Source organism: Hymenobacter convexus (assembly GCF_030580955.1).
Lineage (GTDB): Bacteria > Bacteroidota > Bacteroidia > Cytophagales > Hymenobacteraceae > Hymenobacter.
The window spans coordinates 1-24,105 of sequence record NZ_JAUQON010000003.1 but is presented as its reverse complement, the minus strand read 5'-3'; the positions used below and the strand labels follow the sequence as shown (position 1 = coordinate 24,105).

At 62.1% G+C, this 24,105-nt stretch carries 19 protein-coding genes; 8 read left to right on the top strand and 11 right to left on the bottom strand.

All coding sequences use genetic code 11. The features are described from left to right. Positions 1-42: 42 nt before the first annotated feature. Positions 43-5,265, top strand: a complete 5,223-nt coding sequence (gene porU2, locus Q4S41_RS06735) for a putative type IX secretion system sortase PorU2 (RefSeq protein WP_305030338.1) — start codon at positions 43-45, stop codon at positions 5,263-5,265. Between the two features lie 73 nt (positions 5,266-5,338). Here the strand turns inward: porU2 and Q4S41_RS06730 are convergent, their stop codons facing one another. The 3 genes from Q4S41_RS06730 to Q4S41_RS06720 all read right to left on the bottom strand — a co-directional run bounded on the left by Q4S41_RS06730 (position 5,339) and on the right by Q4S41_RS06720 (position 8,230). Then, entirely contained in the window at positions 5,339-5,827 is a 489-nt protein-coding gene (locus tag Q4S41_RS06730; protein ID WP_305030337.1) for a dihydrofolate reductase, read from the bottom strand. A 98-nt stretch (positions 5,828-5,925) separates the two neighbouring features. Continuing rightward, positions 5,926-6,861 (bottom strand): methionyl-tRNA formyltransferase, encoded by a 936-nt coding sequence (fmt, locus tag Q4S41_RS06725; RefSeq protein ID WP_305030336.1) that lies wholly within the window; start codon positions 6,859-6,861, stop codon positions 5,926-5,928. Between the two features lie 148 nt (positions 6,862-7,009). Beyond that, positions 7,010-8,230 (bottom strand): exo-beta-N-acetylmuramidase NamZ family protein, encoded by a 1,221-nt coding sequence (locus tag Q4S41_RS06720; RefSeq protein WP_305030335.1) that lies wholly within the window; start codon positions 8,228-8,230, stop codon positions 7,010-7,012. Between the two features lie 110 nt (positions 8,231-8,340). On the opposite strand from Q4S41_RS06720, the gene Q4S41_RS06715 reads away from it, so the two are divergent. Then, a complete protein-coding gene (locus Q4S41_RS06715) occupies positions 8,341-9,564 on the top strand; it encodes an ABC transporter permease (RefSeq protein ID WP_305030334.1) in 1,224 nt (407 codons plus the stop codon). Between the two features lie 69 nt (positions 9,565-9,633). On the opposite strand, the gene Q4S41_RS06710 is transcribed toward Q4S41_RS06715, so the two are convergent. Further along, positions 9,634-10,320: a peptidoglycan DD-metalloendopeptidase family protein gene (locus Q4S41_RS06710; protein ID WP_305030333.1), complete on the bottom strand. Its 687-nt coding sequence runs from the start codon at positions 10,318-10,320 to the stop codon at positions 9,634-9,636. Between the two features lie 185 nt (positions 10,321-10,505). On the opposite strand from Q4S41_RS06710, the gene Q4S41_RS06705 reads away from it, so the two are divergent. Next, entirely contained in the window at positions 10,506-11,606 is a 1,101-nt protein-coding gene (locus tag Q4S41_RS06705; protein ID WP_305030332.1) for a ferredoxin--NADP reductase, read from the top strand. 165 nt (positions 11,607-11,771) lie between these two features. Beyond that, positions 11,772-13,511: a M3 family oligoendopeptidase gene (locus tag Q4S41_RS06700; RefSeq protein WP_305030331.1), complete on the top strand. Its 1,740-nt coding sequence runs from the start codon at positions 11,772-11,774 to the stop codon at positions 13,509-13,511. Positions 13,512-13,582: 71 nt separating this feature from the next. Here the strand turns inward: Q4S41_RS06700 and Q4S41_RS06695 are convergent, their stop codons facing one another. The 3 genes from Q4S41_RS06695 to Q4S41_RS06685 form a co-directional block, all read right to left on the bottom strand. Further along, positions 13,583-13,753: a hypothetical protein gene (locus Q4S41_RS06695; RefSeq protein WP_305030330.1), complete on the bottom strand. Its 171-nt coding sequence runs from the start codon at positions 13,751-13,753 to the stop codon at positions 13,583-13,585. 92 nt (positions 13,754-13,845) lie between these two features. Continuing rightward, complete coding sequence (locus Q4S41_RS06690; RefSeq protein ID WP_305030329.1) at positions 13,846-14,466, bottom strand: hypothetical protein; 621 nt, start codon at positions 14,464-14,466, stop codon at positions 13,846-13,848. 142 nt (positions 14,467-14,608) lie between these two features. After that, complete coding sequence (locus Q4S41_RS06685) at positions 14,609-15,220, bottom strand: TetR/AcrR family transcriptional regulator (protein ID WP_305030328.1); 612 nt, start codon at positions 15,218-15,220, stop codon at positions 14,609-14,611. Between the two features lie 192 nt (positions 15,221-15,412). Here Q4S41_RS06685 and Q4S41_RS06680 point away from each other — a divergent pair, with 192 nt between their 5' ends. From Q4S41_RS06680 to Q4S41_RS06665, 4 genes are all read left to right on the top strand, one after another. After that, positions 15,413-16,543, top strand: coding sequence for a T9SS type A sorting domain-containing protein (locus Q4S41_RS06680; RefSeq protein WP_305030327.1), 1,131 nt, complete (start codon positions 15,413-15,415; stop codon positions 16,541-16,543). Positions 16,544-16,704: 161 nt separating this feature from the next. Next, positions 16,705-17,736 carry a thiamine-phosphate kinase gene (gene thiL / locus Q4S41_RS06675; protein ID WP_305030326.1) on the top strand — a complete coding sequence of 344 codons (1,032 nt, stop codon included), beginning with the start codon at positions 16,705-16,707 and terminating at the stop codon, positions 17,734-17,736. Between the two features lie 142 nt (positions 17,737-17,878). Beyond that, a complete protein-coding gene (locus Q4S41_RS06670) occupies positions 17,879-18,385 on the top strand; it encodes a hypothetical protein (protein ID WP_305030325.1) in 507 nt (168 codons plus the stop codon). Between the two features lie 112 nt (positions 18,386-18,497). Then, on the top strand, positions 18,498-18,953 hold the full coding sequence (locus tag Q4S41_RS06665) for a YybH family protein (protein WP_305010309.1): 456 nt from the start codon (positions 18,498-18,500) through the stop codon (positions 18,951-18,953). Between the two features lie 161 nt (positions 18,954-19,114). On the opposite strand, the gene Q4S41_RS06660 is transcribed toward Q4S41_RS06665, so the two are convergent. The 4 genes from Q4S41_RS06660 to Q4S41_RS06645 form a co-directional block, all read right to left on the bottom strand. Then, the gene (locus tag Q4S41_RS06660) at positions 19,115-19,489 is read right to left on the bottom strand and encodes a hypothetical protein (RefSeq protein ID WP_305010311.1); all 375 of its coding nucleotides are present in this window, start codon (positions 19,487-19,489) and stop codon (positions 19,115-19,117) included. 12 nt (positions 19,490-19,501) lie between these two features. After that, positions 19,502-19,888, bottom strand: coding sequence for a hypothetical protein (locus Q4S41_RS06655; RefSeq protein WP_305030324.1), 387 nt, complete (start codon positions 19,886-19,888; stop codon positions 19,502-19,504). 13 nt (positions 19,889-19,901) lie between these two features. After that, positions 19,902-21,314 carry a 23S rRNA (uracil(1939)-C(5))-methyltransferase RlmD gene (gene rlmD, locus Q4S41_RS06650; RefSeq protein ID WP_305030323.1) on the bottom strand — a complete coding sequence of 471 codons (1,413 nt, stop codon included), beginning with the start codon at positions 21,312-21,314 and terminating at the stop codon, positions 19,902-19,904. Positions 21,315-21,553: 239 nt separating this feature from the next. After that, on the bottom strand, positions 21,554-24,105 hold a 2,552-nt coding region (locus tag Q4S41_RS06645; RefSeq protein WP_305030322.1), incomplete at its 5' end, for a T9SS type B sorting domain-containing protein.

Sequence of the window (24,105 nt, the reverse complement as noted above, 5' to 3'; positions counted from 1 at the left end):
CGTACGGGAAGTAAATTCGTTCTCTACCATTTAGTTATTGTTATGCTTAAAAACTACTTGCAGTCGTTGCAGCGGTTGGCTTTGGGGCTTATGGTCCTGTTTCTGGGACTGAGTGTGGCCCCGGCGCGGGCGCAGTCGGGCCCGGTGGGCAACGAATGGATTGTGGCCGGCCAGACCTATTACAAGATAAGAATTGTCAAGGACGGCCTCTACAAGCTCGATTATCAGTACCTGACGCAGGCCGGTATTTCGGGCGTGGCCCCCAGCCAGCTGCAAATCTGGCGGCGTGGCCACGAGATTGCCACCTACGTAGGCGGTAATCAGAACACGCTGGACGCCACGTCGTTTGTGGAGTTCTACGCCCTGCACAACGACGGCCGTCTCGACGCGGAGCTCTACAAGAATCCGGTTGACCAGCCTCACCCTTATTACAGCTTTTATACCGACACGGCCAGCTACTTCATTACCTGGCGGGCCGGCACCACGGCCCGGCACATGGCCCAGCCCACCGCGGCCGGCGGCGCGGTGCACTCGAACCGCGTGCACAACCAGCTGAACCTAAGGACGTATTATTTCATTGAAACGCCGCCGGTACTGCGTAACTATTTGCCTTGGCTGGAATCGGGCGAGGGTTTCTTCGGCGGCGGCACCTCGGATGAGCGAACCGATTCGCTGGTGCAGGCGGTGGCCACTACCGGCCTCAACCCAACGGTGGAAATTGGCCTGTTCGCGCCCGATACCGGGGTTCACGCGGCCGAAATCAGGGTCAAATCGGCGGCGGGCACCTACCGTACGCTGGGGGTGATGCGGTGGACGGGCCGCGGCCGCTACCGCCAAACTTTCCCCTTATTGCGCACCGACGTTTTCAACAATGGCCTTACGGTGGCGCACCGGCTGGACGCCTCGGCCGTAGCCGGCGACAACTATTACATGTGCTACGCGCGCTACACAGTGCCGCAGGCCAACCGATGGTTTCGCAACCGCCACAGCGTTTTGTTCCAAAACGACTCGACGCTGGCGGGCCCGGCTACCTACGAATTTGAAACGGATTCCATACCGGCCACAGCGGTGGGCTTCGATGTGCAGGACCTCTACAACGTGCAGCGCGTGCTGAGCACCACTGCCGGCACGCGGCGCCGCTTCGTGTTTCCCAATGCCAACGCCAGCACCACCCACCGGCTGCTGCTGGCTGAAGAAAGCGCGGCGGCCCGGCCGCCGCTGCCGGCGCGCCGGGTCAATTTCCGCACCATCGACCCCGCCCAGCCCAATTTCATCATCATCACGCATCCCCAGCTGATGAAGCCGGCGGCGGGCACGCAGAACGCCGCCCTGGCCTACGCCTCGTACCGCGCCAACCCCGGCACGGCCGGCGTAGCGCGCTACGACACGCTCATGGTGACGGCCCACCAGCTCTACGACCAGTTCACGTACGGCGACCGGTCGTGGCTGGCCATGCGCCACTTCGCGCGCTGGATTGCCGCTGCCAACACGGCGGGCCGGCCCCGCTATTTGCTGCTGCTGGGCAAAGGCCTGCAGCCATCGGCCGGCGGGCGGGCTTATATCTCCGGCACGGCCAGCCTGCCCAGGGCGCTGGGCGAACAGGGGTTGGATTTGGTGCCGACTTCTTCCCGGTCGGTGTCGGATAACATGCTGACAGCCGATTATGCCAACAACAACTTCACGGCCCAGCTCAGCACGGGCCGCCTCACGGTGACTACCCCGGCCCAGGTGATGATATACCTGAACAAGCTGCGGGAATACGACCTGGCGGGCGACCAGCCCTGGCGCAAAAACGTGCTGCACCTGGGCGGCGGAACGAACCCGGGTGAGTTTACGCTCTTCCGCTCGTACCTCGACAAGTACAAGCAGCACGTCGAGCGGCCTTTGTTTGGCGGGAAAGTGGTGGCAACCATCGAGCGGACCATTGTGAACCCGACGGGCAATTCGGTGCTGGTGCCGGCCGACATTTCGTCCTATCTCACCACTGGTTTGGGCCTGATTAGCTACTTCGGGCACGGTTCGCCGACGGCTTTCAGCCTGGATTTTGGCACCCCTGATTCGAACCCGAACTACAACAACCCCGGCAAATACCCGGTGATAATGATTGATGGCTGTGCCTCTGCCAGCCTGTTTTACGACAACAGCCCTACCTATTTCGAAAGCTGGCTTTTCTCAGCTAATAAGGGCGCCATTGGGTGCCTGGGCTCATCCGGTGAATCATACGACGCCTACCTCGATGTCGCCAAAGACCAACTCACCCAATTGCTTTTCAACGATCCCAACTGGTACGGCAAGTCGATTCCGACGGTGTATAACGAAACCGTGCGGCGCCTGCAGAGCAACGGCGGCTTGTTCAACCCCAACGACCTCATCTCGGTGGAACAAATGCTGAGCACCATGTGGCTCGGCGACCCGGCCGTGGCGCTGTATGCGCCGCCGCTGCCGGATTTGCAGGTGAGCAATTCCACGCTGTCTATTCGGCCGGTGGCCCCAGCCACGACGGTCACGGCGTCGTCAACCAGCTTCTCCCTGATGATTGGCGTGAGCAACCCCCTGAAAGTCACTACCGATAAGGTCCAAATTCGCGTGACTCGCATTGTGAACGGCACTACCATTAGCACCGACACGCTGTCCTTTCCGCAGGGCCCACAGGGCAGCGCCACCTACGATTTCCGACTGGTTAATCGGCCGGGAGTCAATGTGTTCGGGGTGAATACCTTCCGGGTAGAAATCGACTATGCTAATCGGGTAGTCGAGGCCAACGAAAACAACAACACGGCTCAAATTGACTACACCTTCCTGCGCGGCGGCCTTACCCCGCTCAACCCGGTGGAGTTTGCCATTGTGGGCAACAACCGGCCCCGCCTGGTAGCCCAGACCAACGACCCGCTGGGCGCATCGCGCGGCTACGAGTTCGAGGCCGATACCAGTGCTTCCTTCAACAGTGGCGCGGCCATCAAGCAAGTATCGGGCGTTGTCACGGCCACGCTCACGCCGAGCTGGCGGCCCACGTTGCCCTCGGTGGCCGGGCGCGACAGCGTGGTGTGGTACTGGCGCGTGCGCTTCCAGACCCCGGCCGGCGACGAAGACGCCAACTGGGTGGTCAGTTCGTTCCGCATCATTCAGGGCCGCACGGCGGGCGGATGGTCGCAGAGCCACTACGCCCAGTTCCGGCGCGACCAGCGCCAGAGCGTGGAAGTAGCGCCCTCGGGCCGCTGGGATTTCAGCACTGTTAATAATCCCTTGGTGCTGAGCACCCGCGGCGGCGGCTTGGCACCCGGGGCAGTGCCCACGTTTGCCACGGCTTCGGGGGTTACGGCCTCGGGCCTGGGCATCTTCACCGACCCGCTCAACCCGCCTTACGCATCCAACTGCGCCATCAGCACCGCCAACCTGCTGATTGCCGTGTACGACCAGCGCACGTTCCGCCCCATTGCCGGGCTGCCGGCGCCGGCCACTTGTGGCCAGGGAGCGCAGGTGTTCTACAATTTTGCCACGCCGGCGAATGCCGCCGACACCACCAATACTGTGAACAACAGCGCTGCCCGCCAAGCTCAGCTAGCCAACTTCCTGGCGGCTGTGCCCGATGGGGCTTACGTGGCCGTGGTGAGCATGAACCGCCTGCGGTGGCCGAGCCTCGCAACGGTGCGCACGGCCTTCAGCACCTTGCTGGGCTCGCAACTGGTAAACCAGTTGCAGAACGGCGACCCGTTTGCCCTGCTGGCCCAGAAGCGGGCCAGTGGTGGCCGCCTCATCCGCGAAACGGGGCCGAGCACGGCAGCCGGTGCCGCGCCCCGCTACAGCCAGACCATCAGCTTGGTTGATACAGTACGCACCCCCTCGTCGAGCGGCACCATCACGTCGGTACGCATCGGCCCCGCCCGCAGCTGGGAAAACCTCTACCACTGGGTGCAGCGCGGTCCCAACGCCACCAACAGCTACACAATCAAGCTGATTGGCATCGATTCGCTCAACCGCAGCACCGTGCTGGTGAGCAATGTGCCCGCTGGCTCGCCAAGTCGCGGCGGCTACTCGCTGAGCCGGTATTCGGCGGCCCAATACCCGTACATGCAGCTCGAAATGACGATGCAGGACACGCTGAACCGCGTTGCCCCGCAGCTCAAAGAGTGGTTCATTACCTATCAGGGCGTGCCCGAAGGCGTGGTGCGCCGCGACCTGGCTACTCCCAGCACCATCTACAGCCCGGCCAGCCTCACGGCCCAAGCCAACGGCGGCGAATTGAAGTTTCCGGTGGTGTTTGAAAACGTCAGCCCGTTTGATTTCAACACGCCACTACGCGCCAAAGTAGAGGTAAGCAACACCGGCAACGGCACCACCTTTCCTCCCGTGTACGTGACAGCGCCGCGCCAACTCAAGGGCGACTCGACCATCACCATCCCGGTGAATTTCCCGATGATAGGCCGGTTTGGTACCTTCACGGCCAAGGTGACGGTGAATCCTACGCCGCGCCCCCAGCCGGAGGTAAACCTGTTTAACAACGAGCTCAACCTATCGGCTTTTTCGGTGGTTGACAACAACGTGCCGCCCACGCTGGACGTGGCCATCGACGGCCGCCACATCCTTAACGGTGAGTTGGTATCGTCGCGCCCGGTCATTCACATTCAGCTGAATGACGAGGACAAACTGCGGCACATCACCGACCGGTCGGTGTTCACGGTGTCGCTCCTGAGCCCCGGTCAGGTGGGCCTGCCCACGCAGGTCAACCTGAACGCCAGCAATGTGGATTTCAGCGTGGATGCCACCAACGGCAGCGTGGCCAAGCTCACCTTCGAGCCCGGCAAAGCCGCACCGCTGGCCGATGGCGTGTACACACTGCACGTGCAGGGCCGCGACCCCAGCAACGCTGCCGCCGGCTCGCAGGATTTCCAGGTGAAGTTTGAGGTGGTGAATGCCTCGCAGATTTCCAACGTGTACCCGTACCCCAACCCGGTGGTGGGCAAGGCCCGCTTCGTGTTCACGCTCACCGGCGACCAACTGCCCACCAACATGAAAATCCAGATTATGAGCCTCACCGGGCGCGTGGTGCGCGAGATTTTCATGAGCGAGCTGGGCCCGCTGCACATCGGCAACAACATCTCGGAATACGCTTGGGACGGCACCGACACCTACGGCGACCGCCTCGCCAACGGCACCTACCTCTACCGCGTGGCCCTCGACGACCCCAACGGCCAGTTCAGCCACCGCACCACGGCCGGCGATAAAGCCTTCAAAAACGACTGGGGCAAGCTGGTGCTAATGCGCTAGTGACCAGACCGTGTTCAACAAAAAAGGCAGCTTCAACCGGGGCTGCCTTTTTTTATTGAACACAGTTTTGGGTTTAACGCCGCCGGAGCGTCACAAAGCTGAAGGCGTAGGCATGTTGCTCGTCGGCCTCGTGACGTTCGCGGGTTTCCTCGCGCCATTCGGTGGGGGAGAGGGCGGGAAAGAAGGCGTCGCCCTCAAAGGCGTGGTGCACCTCAGTGAGGTAGATGACGTCGGCGGCGGGCAGGGCTTCTTTATAGATTTCGCCCCCGCCGATGACGCAAATTTCCTCATCCAACGCTCGGGCCCGGTCCAAGGCGGCCAGCACAGAGGCCGCTGTTTCGCAGCCGGGCGCGGCCCAGCCGGCCTGGCGCGTTACCACGATGTTGGGCCGCTTGGGCAGGGCCTTGCCGAGACTGTCGAAGGTGCGGCGCCCCATCACCACGGGGTGCCCCACGGTGAGGCGCTTGAAATGCTGCAAGTCGGCGGGCAGGCGGCCCCAGGGCAGCTCGCCCTTTGCGCCAATCACGCCGTTTTCGGCCACGGCAACGACAAATGAAACCATCGGTATATGTTTGGAATGTAGATGAATAACCAAAAGAACATCATACTGAGCGCAGCCGAAGCATGACGTTCATTGTGAATTATGAGCTATGAGCAATACTAAGCCGGCAGCTTGAAGCCGCGCAGCAGCTCGGCCACGGACATCCGCTTTTTGCCTTCCAGCTGCACATCCAACAGGTCGAGCCAAGCATCGGCGGCGGCCACGCGCAGGTAGTGGCGGCCATCGGAGGCCCAGGTGCCGGGCGCGGTGAGCGGCTGCCCAGCCGCATCAGCGGTGAGGGCTTGGGCGCGGAAAATCTTCAGCAGCCGGCTATCGGGCAGGGCGGCGAAGGCCGTGGGAATGGGCGAGAGGCCGCGCACCCAGTTCACCAGCTCGGCGGCCGGGCGGGCGAAATCGAGCCGGCCGGTTTCCTTCTGGAGCTTGGGGGCGGGGCGCAGGTCGGCGCGCTGCTCCTGCGGGGTGCTGGGCGCGGTGCCGGCCGCAATGGCTTCCACCGAGCGCCGGGCCAGGGCGGCGCCCACGGTTTTGAGCTTGTCGTAGAGGCTGCCGAAATCGTCGTCGGGCGCGATGGATACCCGCTCCTGCATAATCAGGTCGCCGGTGTCGATTTCGTGGCGCAGGAAGAAGGACGTCACACCCGTTTCTTGGTCGCCGTGCATCAGGGCCCAGTTGATGGGCGCCGCGCCGCGGTACTGCGGCAGCAGCGATGCGTGGATGTTGATGGAGCCCAGCCGTGGCATGTTCCACACCGCCTCTGGCAGCATCCGGAAAGCCACCACCACCTGCAAATCGGCCGCGTAGCTTTTCAGCTCGGCCTGAAATTCCGGCGATTTCAGATTGGTGGGCTGGAGCACGGGCAGGCCGTGGGCTTCCGCCGCCACCTTCACGGCCGAAGCCTGGAGCTGGCGCCCGCGCCCCGCGGGCCGGTCGGGCGCCGTGACGACGGCCACCACCCGGCCGCCGGGCCAGGCCAGGAGGCTTTCGAGGGTGGGCACGGCAAAATCGGGCGTGCCCATGAAAATGAGGTTCATCATTATTGAGGGTAAGTCACATGTTTTTCAAGAACGTCATGCTGAGCGCAGCCGAAGCATCTCTACCGCGAGAGTAATCATTTATTGCTGCGGTAGAGATGCTTCGGCTGCGCTCAGCATGACCGCCCTATCTTATTCGTTAGTACACAAACTACCGCTCCGGGTACAGCAGGTATTTCTTCCGCAGTGCCTTGAACTTCGTCAGCCCCGGCTGCCAGGAGGCCCGGATTTCGGCCTCCGACTTGCCGGCGATAATCTGCTCGCGCAAGGCTGTGGTGCCGGAAAGCTCCTCGAAATACTTCCCGAAGAAATGCATCTTGTCGGTGCTCTGCTGGTAGAAATCAAGCAGGTATTTCAGCACCAGGCCACTGCCTTCGCGGGTGGGGGCGCCGGCCAGGTTCAGCCCGTAGCAAAGCTGGCCTTTCAGGGGCGGGGTGGGCGAGCCCGCGTTGGGCGTGGGCGTGAACGAATACGGCCGCGTGGACGGCTGCGATGGGCTGCCAATCACCTCAAACGGTGTGGCGGTGCCGCGGCCCACGCTCACGTTGGTGCCTTCAAAGAGGCAGATGCTGGGGTAGAGGGCCACGGCGTGGTCGGTGGGCAGGTTGGGGGAGGGGCGCACGGGCAGGTGGTAGGCCGTGGCGTGGGTGTAACCCGCGGCCACGGGCACCACCGTGAGCTGGCAGCGCCGGCCGCCGGCCAGCCATTTTTCGCCGTTTATCATCTGGGCCAGCTCGCCTACGGTGAGGCCGTGGGCAATGGGCAGCGGGTCGAGGCCGACGAAGGATTTGTGCGCGGGGTCCAGCATGGGGCCGTCCACGAGGTCGCCGTTGGGGTTGGGCCGGTCGAGCACGATGACGGGTTTTTTGAGCTCGGCGGCGGCCTCCATCACGTAGTGCAGCGTGCTGATGAAAGTATAGAACCGCGCGCCCACGTCCTGAATATCAAACACCAGCACGTCGACATCGGCCAGCATTTCCGGGGTGGGCTTCTTGGTTTTGCCGTACACGGAACGCACCGGAGCGCCGCTGCGGGCATCGCGCCCGTCCTTGATGGTGGCGCCGTCGGCCTCCTCGCCCCGGAAGCCGTGCTCGGGCGCGAAAATGGCCGTGATGTTCACGCCCCGCGCCTTGAGCGTATCCACGAGATAGGAGGTGCCCACGCGCGACGTCTGGTTGACGACCAGGCCGACGCGCTTGTTTTTGAGTTGCGGCAAATACTTTTCCAGCTGTTCGGCCCCGACCATGACGCCTGGCTTAGCAGGCGCGGGCGGCTGCGGGGCCGCCGAGGTGCCCTTTGAATGTGGCGTGGTAGCGCAGGCCGGCAAGGCCAGCAGCAACGACAGAACAACTTTTGCGGGAATGCCAACCATAAAAAGGCGGAAAAAGGACGGAAAAAAAGAAGCGTGAAACCGACTACTTTCGTAATGCGAAGCGGAAGCGTGGCCGGTACCCGTTCAAAACGTAGCTTTACGGTCAAATAATGAATGTCGCCCGCTACATTTCGCACAAGATTGACGGGGGAGCCGATTCCGGCTCCTTCACCTCGTCGGTCACAAAAATAGCCATCATCAGCATTGCCATGGGTTTGGCGGTGATGGTGGTGTCGTTTGCCATCCTGCAAGGATTTCGCAACGAGATTCAAAACAAGATTTTCTCGTTCGGGGCGCACCTACAGATTTCGCGCTACGACACCAACAACTCGCTGGAAGTGGCGCCCATTTCGGGCCCCCGGCTGGTGCAGGACCTGCATCAGTTCCCGGAAGTAAAATCGACGCAGCCCTACGCCGTGAAAACGGCCATTATCAAAACCAAAGACGAGGTGCTGGGCGTGGTGCTGAAAGGCATTGCCGAAACCGACGGCCCCTCGCCCATGCGCCAGAACCTGGTGGCCGGCAAGTTTATCGGTTTTCCCGATACCACGGCGGGCGAAGACGTGCTGCTCTCGCGCAAAGTGGCCGACAAGCTGCGCCTCTCCGTGGGCGACAAAGCCCTGTTTTACTTTATCCAAAACCCGCCCCGCATCCGGCAGTTCCGCGTCAGCGGCATCTACTCCACGGGCCTCGACGAGTTCGATGAGGTGTACGTGATGGGCGATATCCGCCAGATTCGGGAGCTGAACTCGCCGGCCTGGCCCGACTCGCTGGTGGGCGGCATGGAGGTGGTGCTCAAGAACTTCAACACCCTGGACCACACGGCCGATAAGTTTTACGAACGCCTGCCCTACGACCTCAAAATCGACAAAATCACGGACCAGTACGCCCAGCTTTTCGACTGGCTGCAGCTGCTGAACCGCAACGTCATCATCTTCCTGCTGCTCATCATTTTCGTGGCAACCTTTAATATGGTGGCCACGATTTTCATCATGATACTGGAGCGCACCAACATGATTGGCATCCTCAAAGCGCTGGGGGCCACGGACAACCAGATTCGGCGGATGTTTTTCTTCCGCGGGCTGTCGCTTACGGTGCGCGGCATGCTCATCGGCAATGCCATTGCCGTGGGCTTTTGCGCCATCCAGTACTACTTCCACGTCATCCCGCTCGACCCCGAGAACTACTACATGGACCGCGTCCCGATTTCCTGGGACCCGACCATGCTGATTATTCTCAACGTGGCCACTTTCGTCGCCTCGTTGCTCGCCGTGCTCATCCCAACGTATTTGATTTCGCGGATTAAGCCGGTGGTAGCCATCAAGTTCGATTAGGGCTTCATTGAGTTAGAAAGGCCGTCCTGCTGAGCGCTGCCGAAGCAGGACGGCCTTTACATCTTGACGCTAGATATACCGGCTTTGCAACACCAGGTTCGGGTCGGGGCACAGGGCGGCCCACTTTTCCCGCTCACTGGGCCGGGCCACGCCGGGGAAGTCGCCCACGCGGCCCTGCATATCGGCCATGAGCTGAAAGTGCAGGTGCGGCGGCCAGTCGCCGTTTTCGGGAAAGGGGCCGACGGTGGCGAAAGCTTCGCCTTTCTCCAGCGGCTGGCCCACGCGTAATGCCCGCCATTCGGTGCGGCTGAGGTGGCCGTAGAGGCTGTAGAAAACAGTGCCTTCCAGGTTGTGCTGCAGGATGACGGTAGGGCCGTAGTCGCCGAAATTGTCGTTGTCGGCCAGGCTGTGCACGGTGGCGGGCAGCGGTGCCAGCACCGGCGTACCGGCCGGCAGCCACACATCCACGCCCAGGTGCAGGGAGCGGGGCTCCTCGGCGACGCCGGGGCCGAAATGCGGACTGCGGCGGTAGATGACGCGGTTTTCGAGGTAGCCACCGATGCCGATGCTGGCGTTTTGGTGGGCCAGCTCGGCGCTCACCAGCTGCTCGAAGGCAGCGGTGTCGCGCAGGTCGGCGGTGGCCAGGCGCGGGTTGTTGGCCGAGAAATCGAGCCGGGCCACGTTGGGGCCGTTGAGGTCGACGGGCAGCACGGGGCCGAACGCGGATTGGTAGCGCTGGAGCAGGGAGACGAGCAAGAGAAAAGCGTGAAGAGTGGGTGAAGGGGCTGCAGAGGCGGCAAGTTACCTTTGCGGCGCAAGTTGCTTGGGATGTGGTCCTGGGCGACGGGTTTTTTCGTACCCCGCGCGCAACGGCCGCCGTAAACAAACCCGCATTTGGTTGCTTGTTTCAGTGGCTCCTTTATTTCTCAGTTGTTCCCAGAATGTACCAAACACTCATCGTAGTTGCCCTCACCCAAGAGACTTCCGATTCCGTCACCATTCACCTGGAACGGCCCGACCGCCAGCCCATTGCCAGCCGCCCCGGCCAGTTCCTGACCCTGATTCTGCCCTGCGGCCCCGGCGGCAAAAAAGAGCGCCGCGCCTACTCGCTCAGCAGCACCCCGCAGGAAGCCCCGCGCCTGTCTGTGACGGTGAAGCGTGTGCCGGGCGGCTTGGTGAGCAACTACCTGCTCGATACCGTGCGCGTTGGCCAGCAAATGGAGGTGATGGAGCCGCTCGGCAATTTCACGCTCAGCCCCAGCCCCAAGGCGGCGCGGTCGTTGGTGCTCATCGGGGCTGGCTCGGGCATCACGCCACTTATGTCGATGCTGAAAGCAGTGGTGCAGGCCGAGCCCCAGAGCTACGTGCTGCTGATTTATGGCAACCGCAACGAGGAATCCGTTATCTTCCAAAAGCAGCTGGCCGAGCTCGAGGCCCGCTCCAACGGCCACCTGCAGGTGGAGCACGTGTACAGCCAGCCCCTGCAGCCCGGCGGCCCGCACCGCCACACCGGCCGCCTGAACCGGACCATGCTGCTGCGCATTCTGGAGCAGCGCCACCAGTTCCCGGCCGAGCAGGCCGAGTATTTCCTTTGCGGCCCCGAGGGCCTGATGACCGAAGCCCAGGCTGCCCTGGCACTGCTGAACGTGCCCGAGGCCCGCGTGCGCCGCGAAAGCTTCGTGGCCACGGCCGACAACGCCGAACTGATGGCCGCCCAGCCCAGCGGCCACGGCGACGTATCGACCAACCCCGCCGACAACACCAAAACCACCCGCCGCGTCACGCTGCAATACGAAGGCAGTGAGTACGTTATCGAGGTGCCGGCCGGCCAAACCATCCTCGACACGGCGCTCGACCAGGAAATTGACCTGCCGTATTCGTGCCAGGCCGGCGTGTGCACGGCCTGCCGCGGCAAGTGCCTCAGCGGCAAGGTGCATCTGGATGAGCGCGAAGGCCTCTCCGATTCTGAGCTGAAGCAGGGCTACATCCTGACCTGCGTGGGCCACCCGATGACGGATGACGTGGTAATTGAGATTGGCTAGAATGCCGTAAGGGCCAACACGTCGGCTGCACACGCTGTCGAGGTTGAGTAGCTGGCCCATCAAGACTTAAGAAAAACTTTCGTCCGGGCCGGAGTTTGTCCCGTAAATCGTAGGTTGCGAGCCCGCGCCAATTGATACGACTCGTTCTACTAAAAAATATTCCCGATGCTACTTGCTGAACCCACCGCCGAGTCGGCCACCGATACCAGCCGGCCCCCGCGGCACTATTTGCCCGAAGATTTTTTGGTGACCGATTGGGCGGCCATTGAACCGTTTTTCCAGGAACTGCAGGACCGGCCGGTGCACACCGCCGCCGAACTGGAGCGCTGGCTCCTCGACCGTTCCGAACTCGAATCTGTGCTCAGCGAAGACCTCGCCTGGCGCTACATCCGCATGACCTGCGACACCCAGGACCCCGCCCGGGCCGAGGCGTTTCAGTATTTCGTGAACGAAGTGGAGCCGCTGGTGGCGCCCTACGACCACGCCCTCAACGAAAAAATGCTGGCTTCGGAGCACCTGGCCGGCCTCGATGAGCGGCGCTACGGCGTGTTTCTGCGCTCGGTGCGCCGGGCTTCGGAGATTTACCGGCCCGAAAACATTCCGCTGAAAACCGACATCAGCACCAAGCAGCAGCAGTACGCGGCTACCGTGGGCGCCATGAACGTGACCCTCGACGGACAGGAACTCACTCTGCCCCAGGCCGCTGACCGCCTCAAAAACCCCGACCGCACCGTGCGCGAAACGGCTTGGCGCGCCATTCAGGCCCGCCGCCTGCAGGACGCTCAGCCGCTCGACGCCCTGTTTACCGAGCTTATCGGCTTGCGCAACCAGGTGGCGCTGAACGCGGGCTTTGCCAACTTCCGCGACTACATGTTTGCCGCGCTGGGCCGCTTCGACTACACGCCGCAGGACTGCTTCAATTTCCACGCCGCCATCCGTGAAACGGTGGTGCCGCTGATTGATGGCTTCGACCTGGAGCGCCGCCAGGACCTGAACCTGCCCGCCCTGCGCCCCTGGGACCTCGATGTGGACCCCAGCGGCCAGCCGCCGATGCGCCCCTTCGGCACCGGCGAGGAACTGCTGGAAAAAACCATCACCGTCTTCCAGAACCTCGATTCTTACCTAGGCGACTGCCTGCGCACCATGCGCCAGATGGGCCACCTCGACCTTGAAAGTCGCAAGGGCAAAGCCCCCGGCGGCTACAACTACCCGCTGGACGAGACCGGCGTGCCCTTCATCTTCATGAACGCCACCAGCAGCCTGCGCGACGTGGTGACCATGCTGCACGAGGGCGGCCACGCCGTGCACAGTTTCCTCACGCGCGGCCTGCCGCTGGGCGCCGACAAGCACCCGCCGTCCGAAGTAGCCGAACTGGCCTCGATGAGCATGGAGCTGATGAGCATGGACCAGTGGCACGTCTTCTTCCCCGACGCCGACGACCTGCGCCGCGCCAAGAAAACCCACCTCGAAAGCGTGCTCGAAACATTTCCCTGGGTGGCCACCATCGACAAGTTTCAGCACTGGGTGTACGAACACCCCACCCACACCGAGGCCGAGCGCCACGCCCGCTGGGTGCAGGTTTTCGACGAGTTTAACCAGCGCACCGTGGACTGGACGGGCCTCGAAACCTTCAAGCCCTACCTCTGGCAGAAGCAACTGCACCTCTACGAAGTGCCCTTCTATTATATAGAGTATGCCATGGCCCAGCTCGGCGCCATTGCCGTATGGCGCAACTTCCGACTGAACCCGGCCGAGGGCCTGGCCGCCTACAAGCGGGCCCTGGCGTTGGGCTACACCGCGCCCATTGGCCAGATTTACGCCGCCGCCGGCATTCGTTTTGACTTCAGCACCGAGTACCTACGCACCCTTGCCGATTTCGTGCGCGAAGAGATGGAGGCGCTGTAACGTTCCGAAGGGCACAAAAAAGGCGGCCGGCAACTATGCCGGCCGCCTTTTTTGTGCGGATTCTACTCAGCTTACGACGCGCCGCCGGGCTTGGTGGTCGACGTCGTGGTGGTGTTTTTGTCGCAGTCTTTTTTGTTCTTCGGGCGCGGGTCGCAGTCTTTGCGGCCGCAGGAGGCGAGGGCAAGGCCGGTGAGCAACAAAGCCGGCAGCAGGCGCCGGCCGAGCGTAGAGGTGAAATGCATGGCGAAAACGTGAGGTGGTGAATGGTAAGTGGCTGAAATATACGCAATAGTTGCGTGTTTCGGTCACTCGCCAACCAACAATTCAGGCCGGGCTACTGCGCGCCAATCGTGAAAAAGGGCAGGGGTTTGAGCGTGGCGTACTTGCCACCCAGCGACTGCAGCTCCGCCTGGTGCAGCTTGAGGTAGTCGTTGTACTGGTGCACGGCGTTATCGTACTGCACCCGGAAAGCCACTACGCCCGCGTCGAGCTGCTGAATGCCTTCCACGAAGTTGCGGGCGTTTTCGGTGGGCGCCTGGCCGTTGGGGGCCGCCACGGGGTACACGGCTTGCAGCAGCGAGTCCTGGGCGCTGTCGTACTGGTCAATCAGGTCGGAGCTGGCCATCGTCTGCTGGGTGTAGCGGCGGGTTTTGAGGCGGGTGTTGGCACGGTCGAGGGCCTGGAGCTGGGCGGCGTTGATGCCGGGCTGGGTTTTCAGTTCGCGCAGCAGCAGGCGCGTCACGCCAATCTTCTGGTCGTCGCTCTCGGTCATGTTGCGCCATTTCACATCCACCGAATCCTGGAGAATATCGAACTGGGCCTTCACCGCGGCGGCCGAGGCGGGGTTGAGCGACGCGCTTTTGGCGCCGTCGCGCTTGCAGGACGCGGCGCAGGCAGCGAGCAGCAGCAGGGCTACCGCGAGGGTTTTGACGGGCGAAATAAGAATTTTGGCCATGAATAATGAGGGAGGTGGGGCGAAGCGCGGAAACGAACAAAACTACGTGGTGGGCGCTGGCTAGCTCTCAGAAAAAGCTGGGTGCACAACGAATTGCCTTCAACAGCAAGTTCCACCGGCTATTGTGAGGGAGCGGGCGCCGCTACGCCACCCCACGGTTGCCACCCGTCACCGATACCAGGCCACTGAGCAGCTGCTCGGCCAGGCGGTGGGCGATGTCGTCGGGGCTGAGCTTGCCCTCGGGCCGGTACCAGCTGGGCAGCCAGTTGAGGCTGGCCAGCAGGGTGAGGGCGGCAAAGGCCGGGTCGGGCGTGTGCAGCTCGCCGGCGGCCACGCCCCGCGCAATCAGCTCCCGAAAGGCCCCTTCGTACCGGTCGCGCAGGGCCAGAAATTCGCTGCGGGCCGGCTCGCTCAGGTGCCGCCACTCGTGCAAAAAAACCGCCGAGGCCGCGCTGTCGTCCGTCAGCACCCGCACGTGGGCCACAATGGCCTGGCGCAGCTGCGCGGCCACGGGCGCCGCTTCCTGCGTAGCCGCCGCAAAGCCGGCGAAGAAGCTGTCGGCCAGGGCAAAGCACACGCGATGCAAAATTTCTTCCTTCGATTTGATGTGCGAATACAGGCTGCCGGCCTCCAGCCCCAGCGCCGTGGCCAGCTCGCGCATGCTGGTGGCGGCAAAGCCCTGGGCCCGGAACAAGGCCGTGGCGGTGCGGTCAATCTGGGCTTTACGGGGGCGGAGGGGAGCGGTGGCTGACATAGGCGGAAGGGTAAAGATAGGCCGGCTAACACCTGTTAGCAACCGATGGGCGCAAGGAACTTGCCAACCAGGCCGCCCGGCCCGAAAAGGCCGAAAATTAAGAGGAGGTTAAATCCGGTGAACTTCATCAACTATCCTGTTGCCAGGCCGTATCTTTGCTGTTGCACTGTCCTTTTTAACCCACTTTTGATTATGAACAAGCAATACTTACTGTTGTCGGCGGCCTTGCTGTTGTCGGGAGCGGCCCACGCCCAGGGCACCGAGCTTTTTTTCTCTGAGTACGACGAAGGTGCTCACCAGTCGGGTGTTAACTACGGCGGTGCCACCAATTCAACGGGCAGCGAGCGGGCCCTTGAGATTTACAACCCCACCACCAGCACCGTCAACCTGAACCCCTACTCGGTGCGCCGCTACTCCAACGGCAGCGCCACCCCCACCGAGGAAGAGCGCCTGTTCCGCAGCGACGCCAACCAGGTGAGCACCGGTCCCAACACCATGGTGCCCCGCAGCACGTTTGTGCTGGCCAGCGGCGAAGCCAGCCTGCCCATCATCCGCACCCGGGCCAACCAGTTCAGCGTGGGCCACGCGCCCACCACCGGCCCCACCGTCATCACCGGCGGCGGCACGGTCTATTTCAACGGCGACGACGCCATGGCGCTGGTGCGCTACCCCAGCGGCACGGCCGGCACGGGCCCGGGCGTTATCATCGACATCATCGGCGTGATTGGCTACCAGCCGGGCCCCAGCAGCTCGGGCGGCACGGGCAACTGGAGCGGCTTTAACCCGGTCGACGACGACAACTCGACGACGCCCCCCACCCACGTGTACGTGCTGTCGGCCAACCAGTCGCTGGTGCGTCGCCCCAATGTGAGCGCCGGGGTGCGCAACAACCCTGCCCAGGCTTCCTACAACATCGCCACTGAGTGGATGATGTACTCCACGGCCTTCAACGGCGCGGGTGGCACCTCCAACCCCGGCGGCCAGCTCTACGACCAGCTCGGCCAGCACAACGATTACCCTTCAACCGGTCCGTTCGGTACCTACCAGACCACTATTTCGGGAACGTTGGAGAAATTCAATGCCAACATCAGCGTGTACCCCAACCCCGCCCACGGCACTGCCACGGTCGAGATTAAGGACGCCAAAGTGGGCAGCGTCATGGTGATGAACAACCTCGGCCAGCGCATCGGCGCCCAAGCCAAGGGGGCCGGCCAGGAGAAGCTGCAGCTCGACGTGTCGGCCCTGAAGCCCGGCCTGTACTTCGTGCAGATTTGGAGCGCCGACGGCCAGACCAAAATCTACAAAGAGCTGGTGGTGCAATAAGCAGCACGGCTTTGGACGAGAAAAGGAGGGAAGCAATTCCCTCCTTTTTTTATGGGCGTACTTTTGCGCCTTCGTTATCAGTGGCTCGGTTGTTCGTAGTTCTATGAACAATCCGGCGCGCTCCCGACAACTGACAACGAACAATTGACAACCAATATTTTATGTCTGACAAACTCACGCCCCTCAACGCCATTGGCGAATTTGCCCTGATTAACCGCTTGCAAGCGGGTCTGACGCTGCGCCAGCCCAGCTCCGTGCTGGGCATCGGCGACGACGCGGCCATCATCCGGCCTACAGCCGGTATGGAGCTGGTGATGACCACCGATTTGCTGGTCGAAGGCATTCATTTTGACCTCTCGTTCTGTCCCTTGCGGCACCTGGGCTACAAGGCCGTGGCCGTGAACGTATCGGACGTGGCAGCCATGAATGCCTTGCCCACGCAGCTGGTGGTGGCCCTTTCGGTGGGGCCGCGCTTCACGGTGGAAGCCGTGGAGGAGCTGTACGCCGGCATGCGCCTGGCCTGCGAGGCCTACAAGGTAGACCTGGTAGGCGGCGACACCACCGCCAGCCGCGGCGGCCTTACCCTGGCCATCACGGTGCTGGGCGAAGTGGCCGCCGGCCAGGCCGTGCGCCGCAGCGGCGGCAAACCCACCGATTTGCTGTGCGTGAGCGGCGACCTGGGCGGGGCTTTTCTGGGCCTGCAGGTGCTGGAACGCGAGAAGCAAGCCTTTCTGGCCGACCCCGACACCCAACCCGAGCTGGCCAACTATGAGTACGTGGTGCAGCGCCAGCTCCGGCCCGAGGCCCGGCTCGACATCGTGCACGAGCTGCGGGAACTGGGCGTGCATCCCACCAGCATGATTGATGTTTCCGACGGACTGGCCTCCGAAGTGCTGCACCTGTGCGCGGCCAGCGGCACGGGCGCGCGGGTGTTCAGCGAATTTCTGCCCCTGGCCAACCCCACGCTGGAGGCAGCCGCCGAGTTCAACCTCGACCCCATCACCTGCGCCCTCAACGGTGGCGAGGATTATGAATTGCTGTTCACGGTGCCCGTCACAGACCACGAGAAAATCAAAAACCACCCCGATATCACCATCCTCGGCCACCTCACCGGCAAAGAGGAAGGCGCCAATCTGATTACCAAAGCCGGCCAGCCCGTGCCCCTCAAAGCGCAGGGCTGGACGAGTTTTTAGGCGGTTTTCTATATAGGGTTCCAACCTTCGGGCAAGCCCGTCCGTTAGGGGACGCAGAATGGCCCGGGCCGGGAATGGCACGCTAATTGTCTTTCCTACCTTATTCGGGCGTATTTCTTTCCCCATTTTAGTCTTTAAAGCCATGAAAAAGCTTCCGTATTTCCTGACCCTGATTGTCCTTATTAGCACCATATTTGGTTCGGCTCCGGCCCGTGCGCAGTGGAGCCCGCAGGCCAAAGGCGCCGTGATTGGCGGCCTGGGCGGTGCCGCCGCCGGTGCCCTCATCAACAAGCGCAACCGGGCTGTGGGTGGTGTAGTAGGTGGCGTGGCCGGTGGTGCCATCGGCTACGGTGTAGGCAAGCACATCGACAACAAAAAGAAGCAGCGCGCCGCTGCCGCTGCCCAGCAGCGTGCCGTAGCGGCCCGCGAGGCTGAGTACCGTCGCGAGCTGGCCCTGGCCCGCAACCGCCAGACCACTGTCGTTACCAAAACCTCGGCCGTACCGGTGAACAGCCTCACGGCTTCGGCGGCCCCCATGCCGGGCGCCATGGCCCAGCCGGGCGTGTCGAACACTTACTTGGCCAACCCGCACTATGGCGATGCTTCGAAGCCGTATTCGACGGAAGAAGTTCGTCGGAAAAGCTGGTAAGCCCGAAATTGAGTTAACGACAAACCCCGGGCGCCTGCGCTTGGGGTTTGTTCCTTTTAGCCCGTGGGTGATGCTGCCCACCACATTTCTTTTCAACCAACACCCTGGATTTATGAAATCCCTCCTTTGCAGCTTGTTTGTGGCCGTCGCGCTAAGCTCCTGCTCAAAAGCCGGCGACGCCGTCAACGTTCAAACCCTCGACCAGGACTTTATCAGCGCCTGGAACAGCCGCGACTCCGGCAAAATCACCGGCATGATGGCCGACGACGTGGCCTTCGTGCAGGGCAACGCCCACTGGAAGGGCAAAGACGAAGTGAGCCAGAAGTGGGTGAGCGCCACGCTGCCCACCATCAGCAACCTCAAAACCAGCGTAAGCAGCAGCAACGTCGATGCCAATACGGCCTACGAAGCCGGCACCTTCTCAGTAGACGTGGCACCTGCCGCGCCCGGCGAGCCCGCTGGTTTTGGCGAAGGCAACTACATTTTCCTATGGAAAAAAGCTGCGGATAATACTTGGAAACTGAGCTACGCGCAGCTGGAGGATTTGCCGGTGCAGCGCCGGAATTAGGCGTTGCTGAAGTAGCGCCGTTAGGTGTGAAACCAAAAGAACGTCATGCTGAGCGCAGCCGAAGCATCTCTACCGCGAGAGTAATAATTACTTCTGCAGTAGAGATACTTCGGCTGTGCTCAGTATGACGTTCTTATTTGTTCGGCTTTTCCCTTTATGGGTTAATCCTCCGGGTAGGGCACGAAGACGAAATTCGTGAATTCCTCATCGAGCACGAAGAGGCAGCAGAATTCGTCGGCATCCTTGTAGGTGGCTTTGAAGGCTTCGATACCGCCTTCGTCGATGATGCCTTGCTGCACGAAGAGCTCGAGGTAGCTGGCGAAGACGTGCCACTCCAGGTTCAGCTCGTCGGCGTTGACGAGGAGGCCGCCGAGGGGCACTTCCTGCTTGGCAAAGACGAAAATAGGGTATTGGCTGAAGTCGCCCTTGCGAATCTGGGAAGAGGCTTCGGCAAGCGTGTCGCACACCTTCACGAAATCCTTGGTAATGGTGCCGAGGTATTTGCCGTTGAGTTCGGGGTCGTTGAAGTAGTCCATTTTTAATTCAAGCTATATTCTGCCCATTTCAGAGGCTATTTTCAAATAATCTTCTGATTCAACAAAAGCAATTCGACTATCAATTAATTCTCGCTCAATTGCCCTATGCTTGAATGGAATTTTGTCACTGAATTTAAATGATTTCAGCGCACTAAGAATTTTTCTTTCACCATTCGAGCGAATTGGTACCTCAGTATTATTCAAGAGAAAATTGCCTGGTATCCAAGCATCAGGATTGCTACGCTTTCCTAGCGATACGCTCTGGCAGAAAAGTATTTCGAAAGGCGTTTGATTTGAATCGGTGAGCCAAAGCATGACTGAGCCGCCATCCATAAATGCTACAGCATTATTTAAGGTAACGCCGCTTTCTAGGTCGATTCCTTTCAGTAAATCATCCATGCTGTAATTCCAATTACTTCAACTCCAGCGCCACCACATTCTCCACATGGTGGGTGTGCGGGAACATGTCCACCGGCTGCACGCGCGTCACCCGATACGCGGCGTCTAATAATTCTAGGTCGCGGGCCTGGGTGGCGGGGTTGCAGCTGATGTAGACGATGCGGGGGGCGCGCAGCTCCAGGAGGCGGGCCACCACGTCGGGGTGCATGCCGGCGCGGGGCGGGTCGGTGATGAGGACGTCGGGGCGGCCGTGGTGGGCGGTGAAGTCGGCCGTGAGGATGTCCTTCATGTCGCCGGCGTAGAACTCGGTGTTGGTGATGTTGTTGATTTCGGCGTTGACGTGAGCATCGGCCACGGCCTGCTCCACGTACTCGACGCCGATGACTTTGCGGGCCTGGTGGGCCACGAAGCTGGCGATGGTGCCGGCGCCGGTGTAGAGGTCGTACACGAGCTCATCGCCTTTGAGGTCGGCGAAGTCGCGGGCTACTTTGTAGAGCTGGTGGGCGCCTTCGGAGTTGGTTTGGTAGAAGGACTTGGGGCCGATGCGGAAGCGCAGGCCTTCCATCTCTTCCTCGATGTAGGGCTTGCCTTTGTAGGTGATGACGTCGAGGTCGTGGAAGGTTTCGTTGCCCTTGCTGTTGAGCACGTAGTTGAGGGAGGTGATGCCGGGGAACTTGGCGTAGAGGGCGTCGAGCAGGGGCTCGATGCTGTCGTGGGGGCGGTAGCACTGCAGAATCACCATGATTTCGCCGGTGCTCTGGGCGGTGCGGATGATGAGGTTGCGCAGGTTGCCGGTCTGGCGCACCATGTTGCCGAATTCGAGGCCGTGGGCGCGGCCGTAGTCGCGGATGAAGAGGCGGATTTCGTTGCTGGGCTCGGCCTGGAGGTGGCAGTGCTGCACGTCGATAATCTTATCGAAGCGGGCGGGGGTGTGAAAGCCCAGCACGTTGCGGTCGAAGGTCTGGGTGTCGTCGTTGATTTGCTCGGTGGTGAGCCAGCCGTTGTCCGAGAAGGTGTATTCGAGCTTGTTGCGGTAGTAGGTGCGCTGGGGCGAGGAGAGGATGAAGGGAATCTCGGGCAGGGCCACTTTGCCGATGCGGGTGAGCTGGTCGACCACCTGCTGCTGCTTGAAGTGCAGCTGGGTATCGTAGCCGATGTGCTGCCACTTGCAGCCGCCGCAGGTGCCGAAGTGCTGGCAAAAGGGCGTGACGCGCAGCTCGGAATACTGGTGAAACTTCACCGGCACGGCTTCCAGAAAGCTCTTCTTGGCTTTGGTGACGTGCAAATCCACGACATCGCCGGGGGCGACTTGCGATACGAAAATGACGAGGTTCTCGACGCGGACGAGGCATTTGCCTTCGGCGACCATGTCCTGAATGGTGACGTTGCGGAGTAACTCGGGGGCTATTTTTTTGGCTCGGCTCATAAGGGTGCAAAACTACTGTCCGAACCGCAGATTAAGCAGATTAAACGGATTTCGCAGATTCGGGTAAACGCTTTTCTGAGCTGTAATACTTATCTGGGCATAGAAACGCAGGTTTATGCTGCGGCCAGAGTGCGAAAGAACGTGCAACAAAAAAAGCCACCCGACAGGGTGGCTTTTTTATCGGCCTGATGTGGACCTGAATCTGCGTAATCCGTCAAATCCGTTAAAATCTGCGGTCCTTATTTCACCACCTCAAACCAGTTCTTGATGCTGGTGCCGTTGGGCAGTTTCAGCAGGTAGAAGTACTGGCCGGGGGCAATGCTTTCGTCGCCGCCCCAGTTGTTCTGGTAGTTGGTGGTTTTGTACACCTCGCGGCCCCAGCGGTTGAAGATGGTGAAGGTGTTGCCGGGATAGAGAGCGATGTTGTCAATCACCAGCACGTCGTTCAGGCCGTCGCGGTTGGGCGTGATGATGTTGTACACCTTCGTATCGTTGGCGAAATCGACCCCTGCTTCGTTCGAGTTCGAGAGGCGCTCCGTGGCGTCGGTGCTCACGGCCACCACCCGGAAGTTCTGCTTGAAGCCCACGCCCGAAGCCAGGTTGCTGCCGTCGGTGTTCGAGACGGTGGTGGTGAGGGTGCCGGCCGGTACGGTCTTCACCTGCACCGCCGTGCCAGCATCAACGCGGCGGTAGATGCGGTATTCCTTCACCGTGAAGCCTTGGTAGGCATTCCAGGTCAGCGACACGTTGCCTTGGTCGCGGCCACCGGTGCCGGGCTGCTGGGTAGCCACGAGGCGCACGGTTTGCACCACTGTGCTCGAAACGAGGTTGCCACAGCCGTTGGTCAGGTCGAGGCGGTACTCGTAGGAGTTGGCGCTGGCGTCCACATTGCTGTTGTCGGTGTAGGTGGTCGAGGTAACCGGCGTCTGGCCTACCGAAACGAAAGCCCCGCTGCCCGCCACGCGGCGCATGATTTGCACCTGGTTGGGAGTGTTGGTGCTGTTCGGCGCGTTCAGGGTCAGAACGATGCGGTTGTTGCTGGCAATGTCAACCGAACCCAGCGTGAGGGCCACGCCCGGGGCATCGAACAGGATGGTGCGGGTAGCGGCGGCGCTGGGGCACGAGGCCGGGCTGGCGCTCACTTCCTGGGCACTCACCGAGTAGGGGCCCGTGGCGTTGAAGCGCACCGTGATGGTGCTGGCCGTGAGCGGCGTCGAGGTGATGGTGCCGCCCACAATGGTCCACTGGTAGCTGGCGCCGGCGGTGGGGTTGGCAATGGCGTACTGCTGGGTCTGCGTCACGTTACACACAAAGCCCGAGCCCGAGATGGTGGGCGTGGCCGGCGTGGGGTTCACCGTGAAAGGCGTGGTGTATAGCGGGCCCGTGCAGCCGGCCGACGTCGTTTCCTGCACCGTGAGGGTGTAGGCGCCGGGGGCGGGCAGGGTGGCCAGCGTACGGCTGTTGCCGGTGCCAGTCAGCACAGTACCGCTCAGGCGGAAGGTGTAGGTCGAACCCGTGAAGCCGCCCGGCAGGGCGAACGTCACCGGGCCGCTGCCCTGGCACACCCGCGGTGGGGCGGTGATAGCCAGCGTAGTGAGGGGCGAGGGATTGATGAGCACGCGCAGCGTGTCCGACACCCCGCGGCAGATGCCGCCGGTCGGGTTGCTGGTTTCCGTCACCACAATCTTGCCGATGGTGGGCACGGTCACCGGCGCCCAGTTCACGCTCACCGTGTTCTGGAAGGTGCTCACCTGCGTACCGCCGATAATCAGCCACGAGTAGCTCGAACCGTTGGCGTAGGAGCCGCTGGTGTAGGTGTAGGGGCCATCGGCTTGACACACCGAGCGGGGCACTGGTGCCACGGCCACCACGTCGCCGGGGCCGGTGGGGCGCACCGTCTGCAAGCGCTGGTTGATGATGATGTTCAGCGTCGTCGTGTCGGAGGAGCAACCCTGGGCGTTCAGGCGGAACACCTTCAGGAAGGCTCCCGTTTGGGCCGTGCCCCAGTTCACCGTGATGGCGGGCGTGCCCTGGCCGGTGGCAATGGTGCCGCCGTTAATCAGCCAGGTATAAGCCGTGCCGGCCGGGGTGGGCACCGAGTAGGCAATACCCGTGACGGTGGGGCACACCGAAGCCGGCCCCACGATGGACTCCGGCGCCGGGCGCGGGTTGATGGTCACAACTACCGTGCTGGTGCTCACGCAGCCCTGGGCCGTGGTGGCCGTCAGGGTGTAGGTCTGGGTGAGGGGCGCGGTGCCGGTGTTCACGCCGGTGAGGACGGGCTGGGCGGCGGTGGCGCTGCTCAGGTTGGTGGCCGGACTCCAGCTATAGGTATAGCCGGGCAGGGCGGCCGTGCCGAGGGTCACGCGGCTGCGGTCGCACACGGCCACGGCCGGGCCGGCATTGGCGCCGGCGGCGGGGTTCACAGTGATGGTCACGGTGCCGGTGCTTACGCAGCCGTTGGCCGTGGTCGCCGTCAGGGTGTAAACCGTGACGATGGGCGCGGCGGTCGTGTTCGTCAGCGTGAAGGTGGGGTTGGCCACGGCGGCGCTGCTCAGGCCGGTAGCTGGGCTCCAGCTATAGGTGTAGCCGGTTACCGGAGCGGCACCCAGGGTGATGGTATTACCCGAGCAAACGGCCTGGTTGGCGCCGGGCACGGCCACAGCGGCGGGGTTGACGGTCACAGCCACGGTGCCGGTGCTTACGCAGCCGTTGGCCGTGGTGGCGGTCAGGGTGTAGGTGGTGACGATGGGCGCGCCGGTCAGGTTGGGCAACGTCACGGTGGGGTTGA

Excerpts from the sequence above, each read along its gene's own strand:
- porU2 (WP_305030338.1), top strand. The coding sequence starts at position 43 with ATGCTTAAAAACTACTTGCAGTCGTTGCAGCGGTTGGCTTTGGGGCTT.
- Q4S41_RS06730 (WP_305030337.1), bottom strand. The coding sequence starts at position 5,827 with ATGGTTTCATTTGTCGTTGCCGTGGCCGAAAACGGCGTGATTGGCGCA.
- fmt (WP_305030336.1), bottom strand. The coding sequence starts at position 6,861 with ATGATGAACCTCATTTTCATGGGCACGCCCGATTTTGCCGTGCCCACC.
- Q4S41_RS06720 (WP_305030335.1), bottom strand. The coding sequence starts at position 8,230 with ATGGTTGGCATTCCCGCAAAAGTTGTTCTGTCGTTGCTGCTGGCCTTG.
- Q4S41_RS06715 (WP_305030334.1), top strand. The coding sequence starts at position 8,341 with ATGAATGTCGCCCGCTACATTTCGCACAAGATTGACGGGGGAGCCGAT.
- Q4S41_RS06705 (WP_305030332.1), top strand. The coding sequence starts at position 10,506 with ATGTACCAAACACTCATCGTAGTTGCCCTCACCCAAGAGACTTCCGAT.
- Q4S41_RS06700 (WP_305030331.1), top strand. The coding sequence starts at position 11,772 with ATGCTACTTGCTGAACCCACCGCCGAGTCGGCCACCGATACCAGCCGG.
- Q4S41_RS06695 (WP_305030330.1), bottom strand. The coding sequence starts at position 13,753 with ATGCATTTCACCTCTACGCTCGGCCGGCGCCTGCTGCCGGCTTTGTTG.
- Q4S41_RS06690 (WP_305030329.1), bottom strand. The coding sequence starts at position 14,466 with ATGGCCAAAATTCTTATTTCGCCCGTCAAAACCCTCGCGGTAGCCCTG.
- Q4S41_RS06685 (WP_305030328.1), bottom strand. The coding sequence starts at position 15,220 with ATGTCAGCCACCGCTCCCCTCCGCCCCCGTAAAGCCCAGATTGACCGC.
- Q4S41_RS06680 (WP_305030327.1), top strand. The coding sequence starts at position 15,413 with ATGAACAAGCAATACTTACTGTTGTCGGCGGCCTTGCTGTTGTCGGGA.
- thiL (WP_305030326.1), top strand. The coding sequence starts at position 16,705 with ATGTCTGACAAACTCACGCCCCTCAACGCCATTGGCGAATTTGCCCTG.
- Q4S41_RS06670 (WP_305030325.1), top strand. The coding sequence starts at position 17,879 with ATGAAAAAGCTTCCGTATTTCCTGACCCTGATTGTCCTTATTAGCACC.
- Q4S41_RS06665 (WP_305010309.1), top strand. The coding sequence starts at position 18,498 with ATGAAATCCCTCCTTTGCAGCTTGTTTGTGGCCGTCGCGCTAAGCTCC.
- Q4S41_RS06660 (WP_305010311.1), bottom strand. The coding sequence starts at position 19,489 with ATGGACTACTTCAACGACCCCGAACTCAACGGCAAATACCTCGGCACC.
- Q4S41_RS06655 (WP_305030324.1), bottom strand. The coding sequence starts at position 19,888 with ATGGATGATTTACTGAAAGGAATCGACCTAGAAAGCGGCGTTACCTTA.
- rlmD (WP_305030323.1), bottom strand. The coding sequence starts at position 21,314 with ATGAGCCGAGCCAAAAAAATAGCCCCCGAGTTACTCCGCAACGTCACC.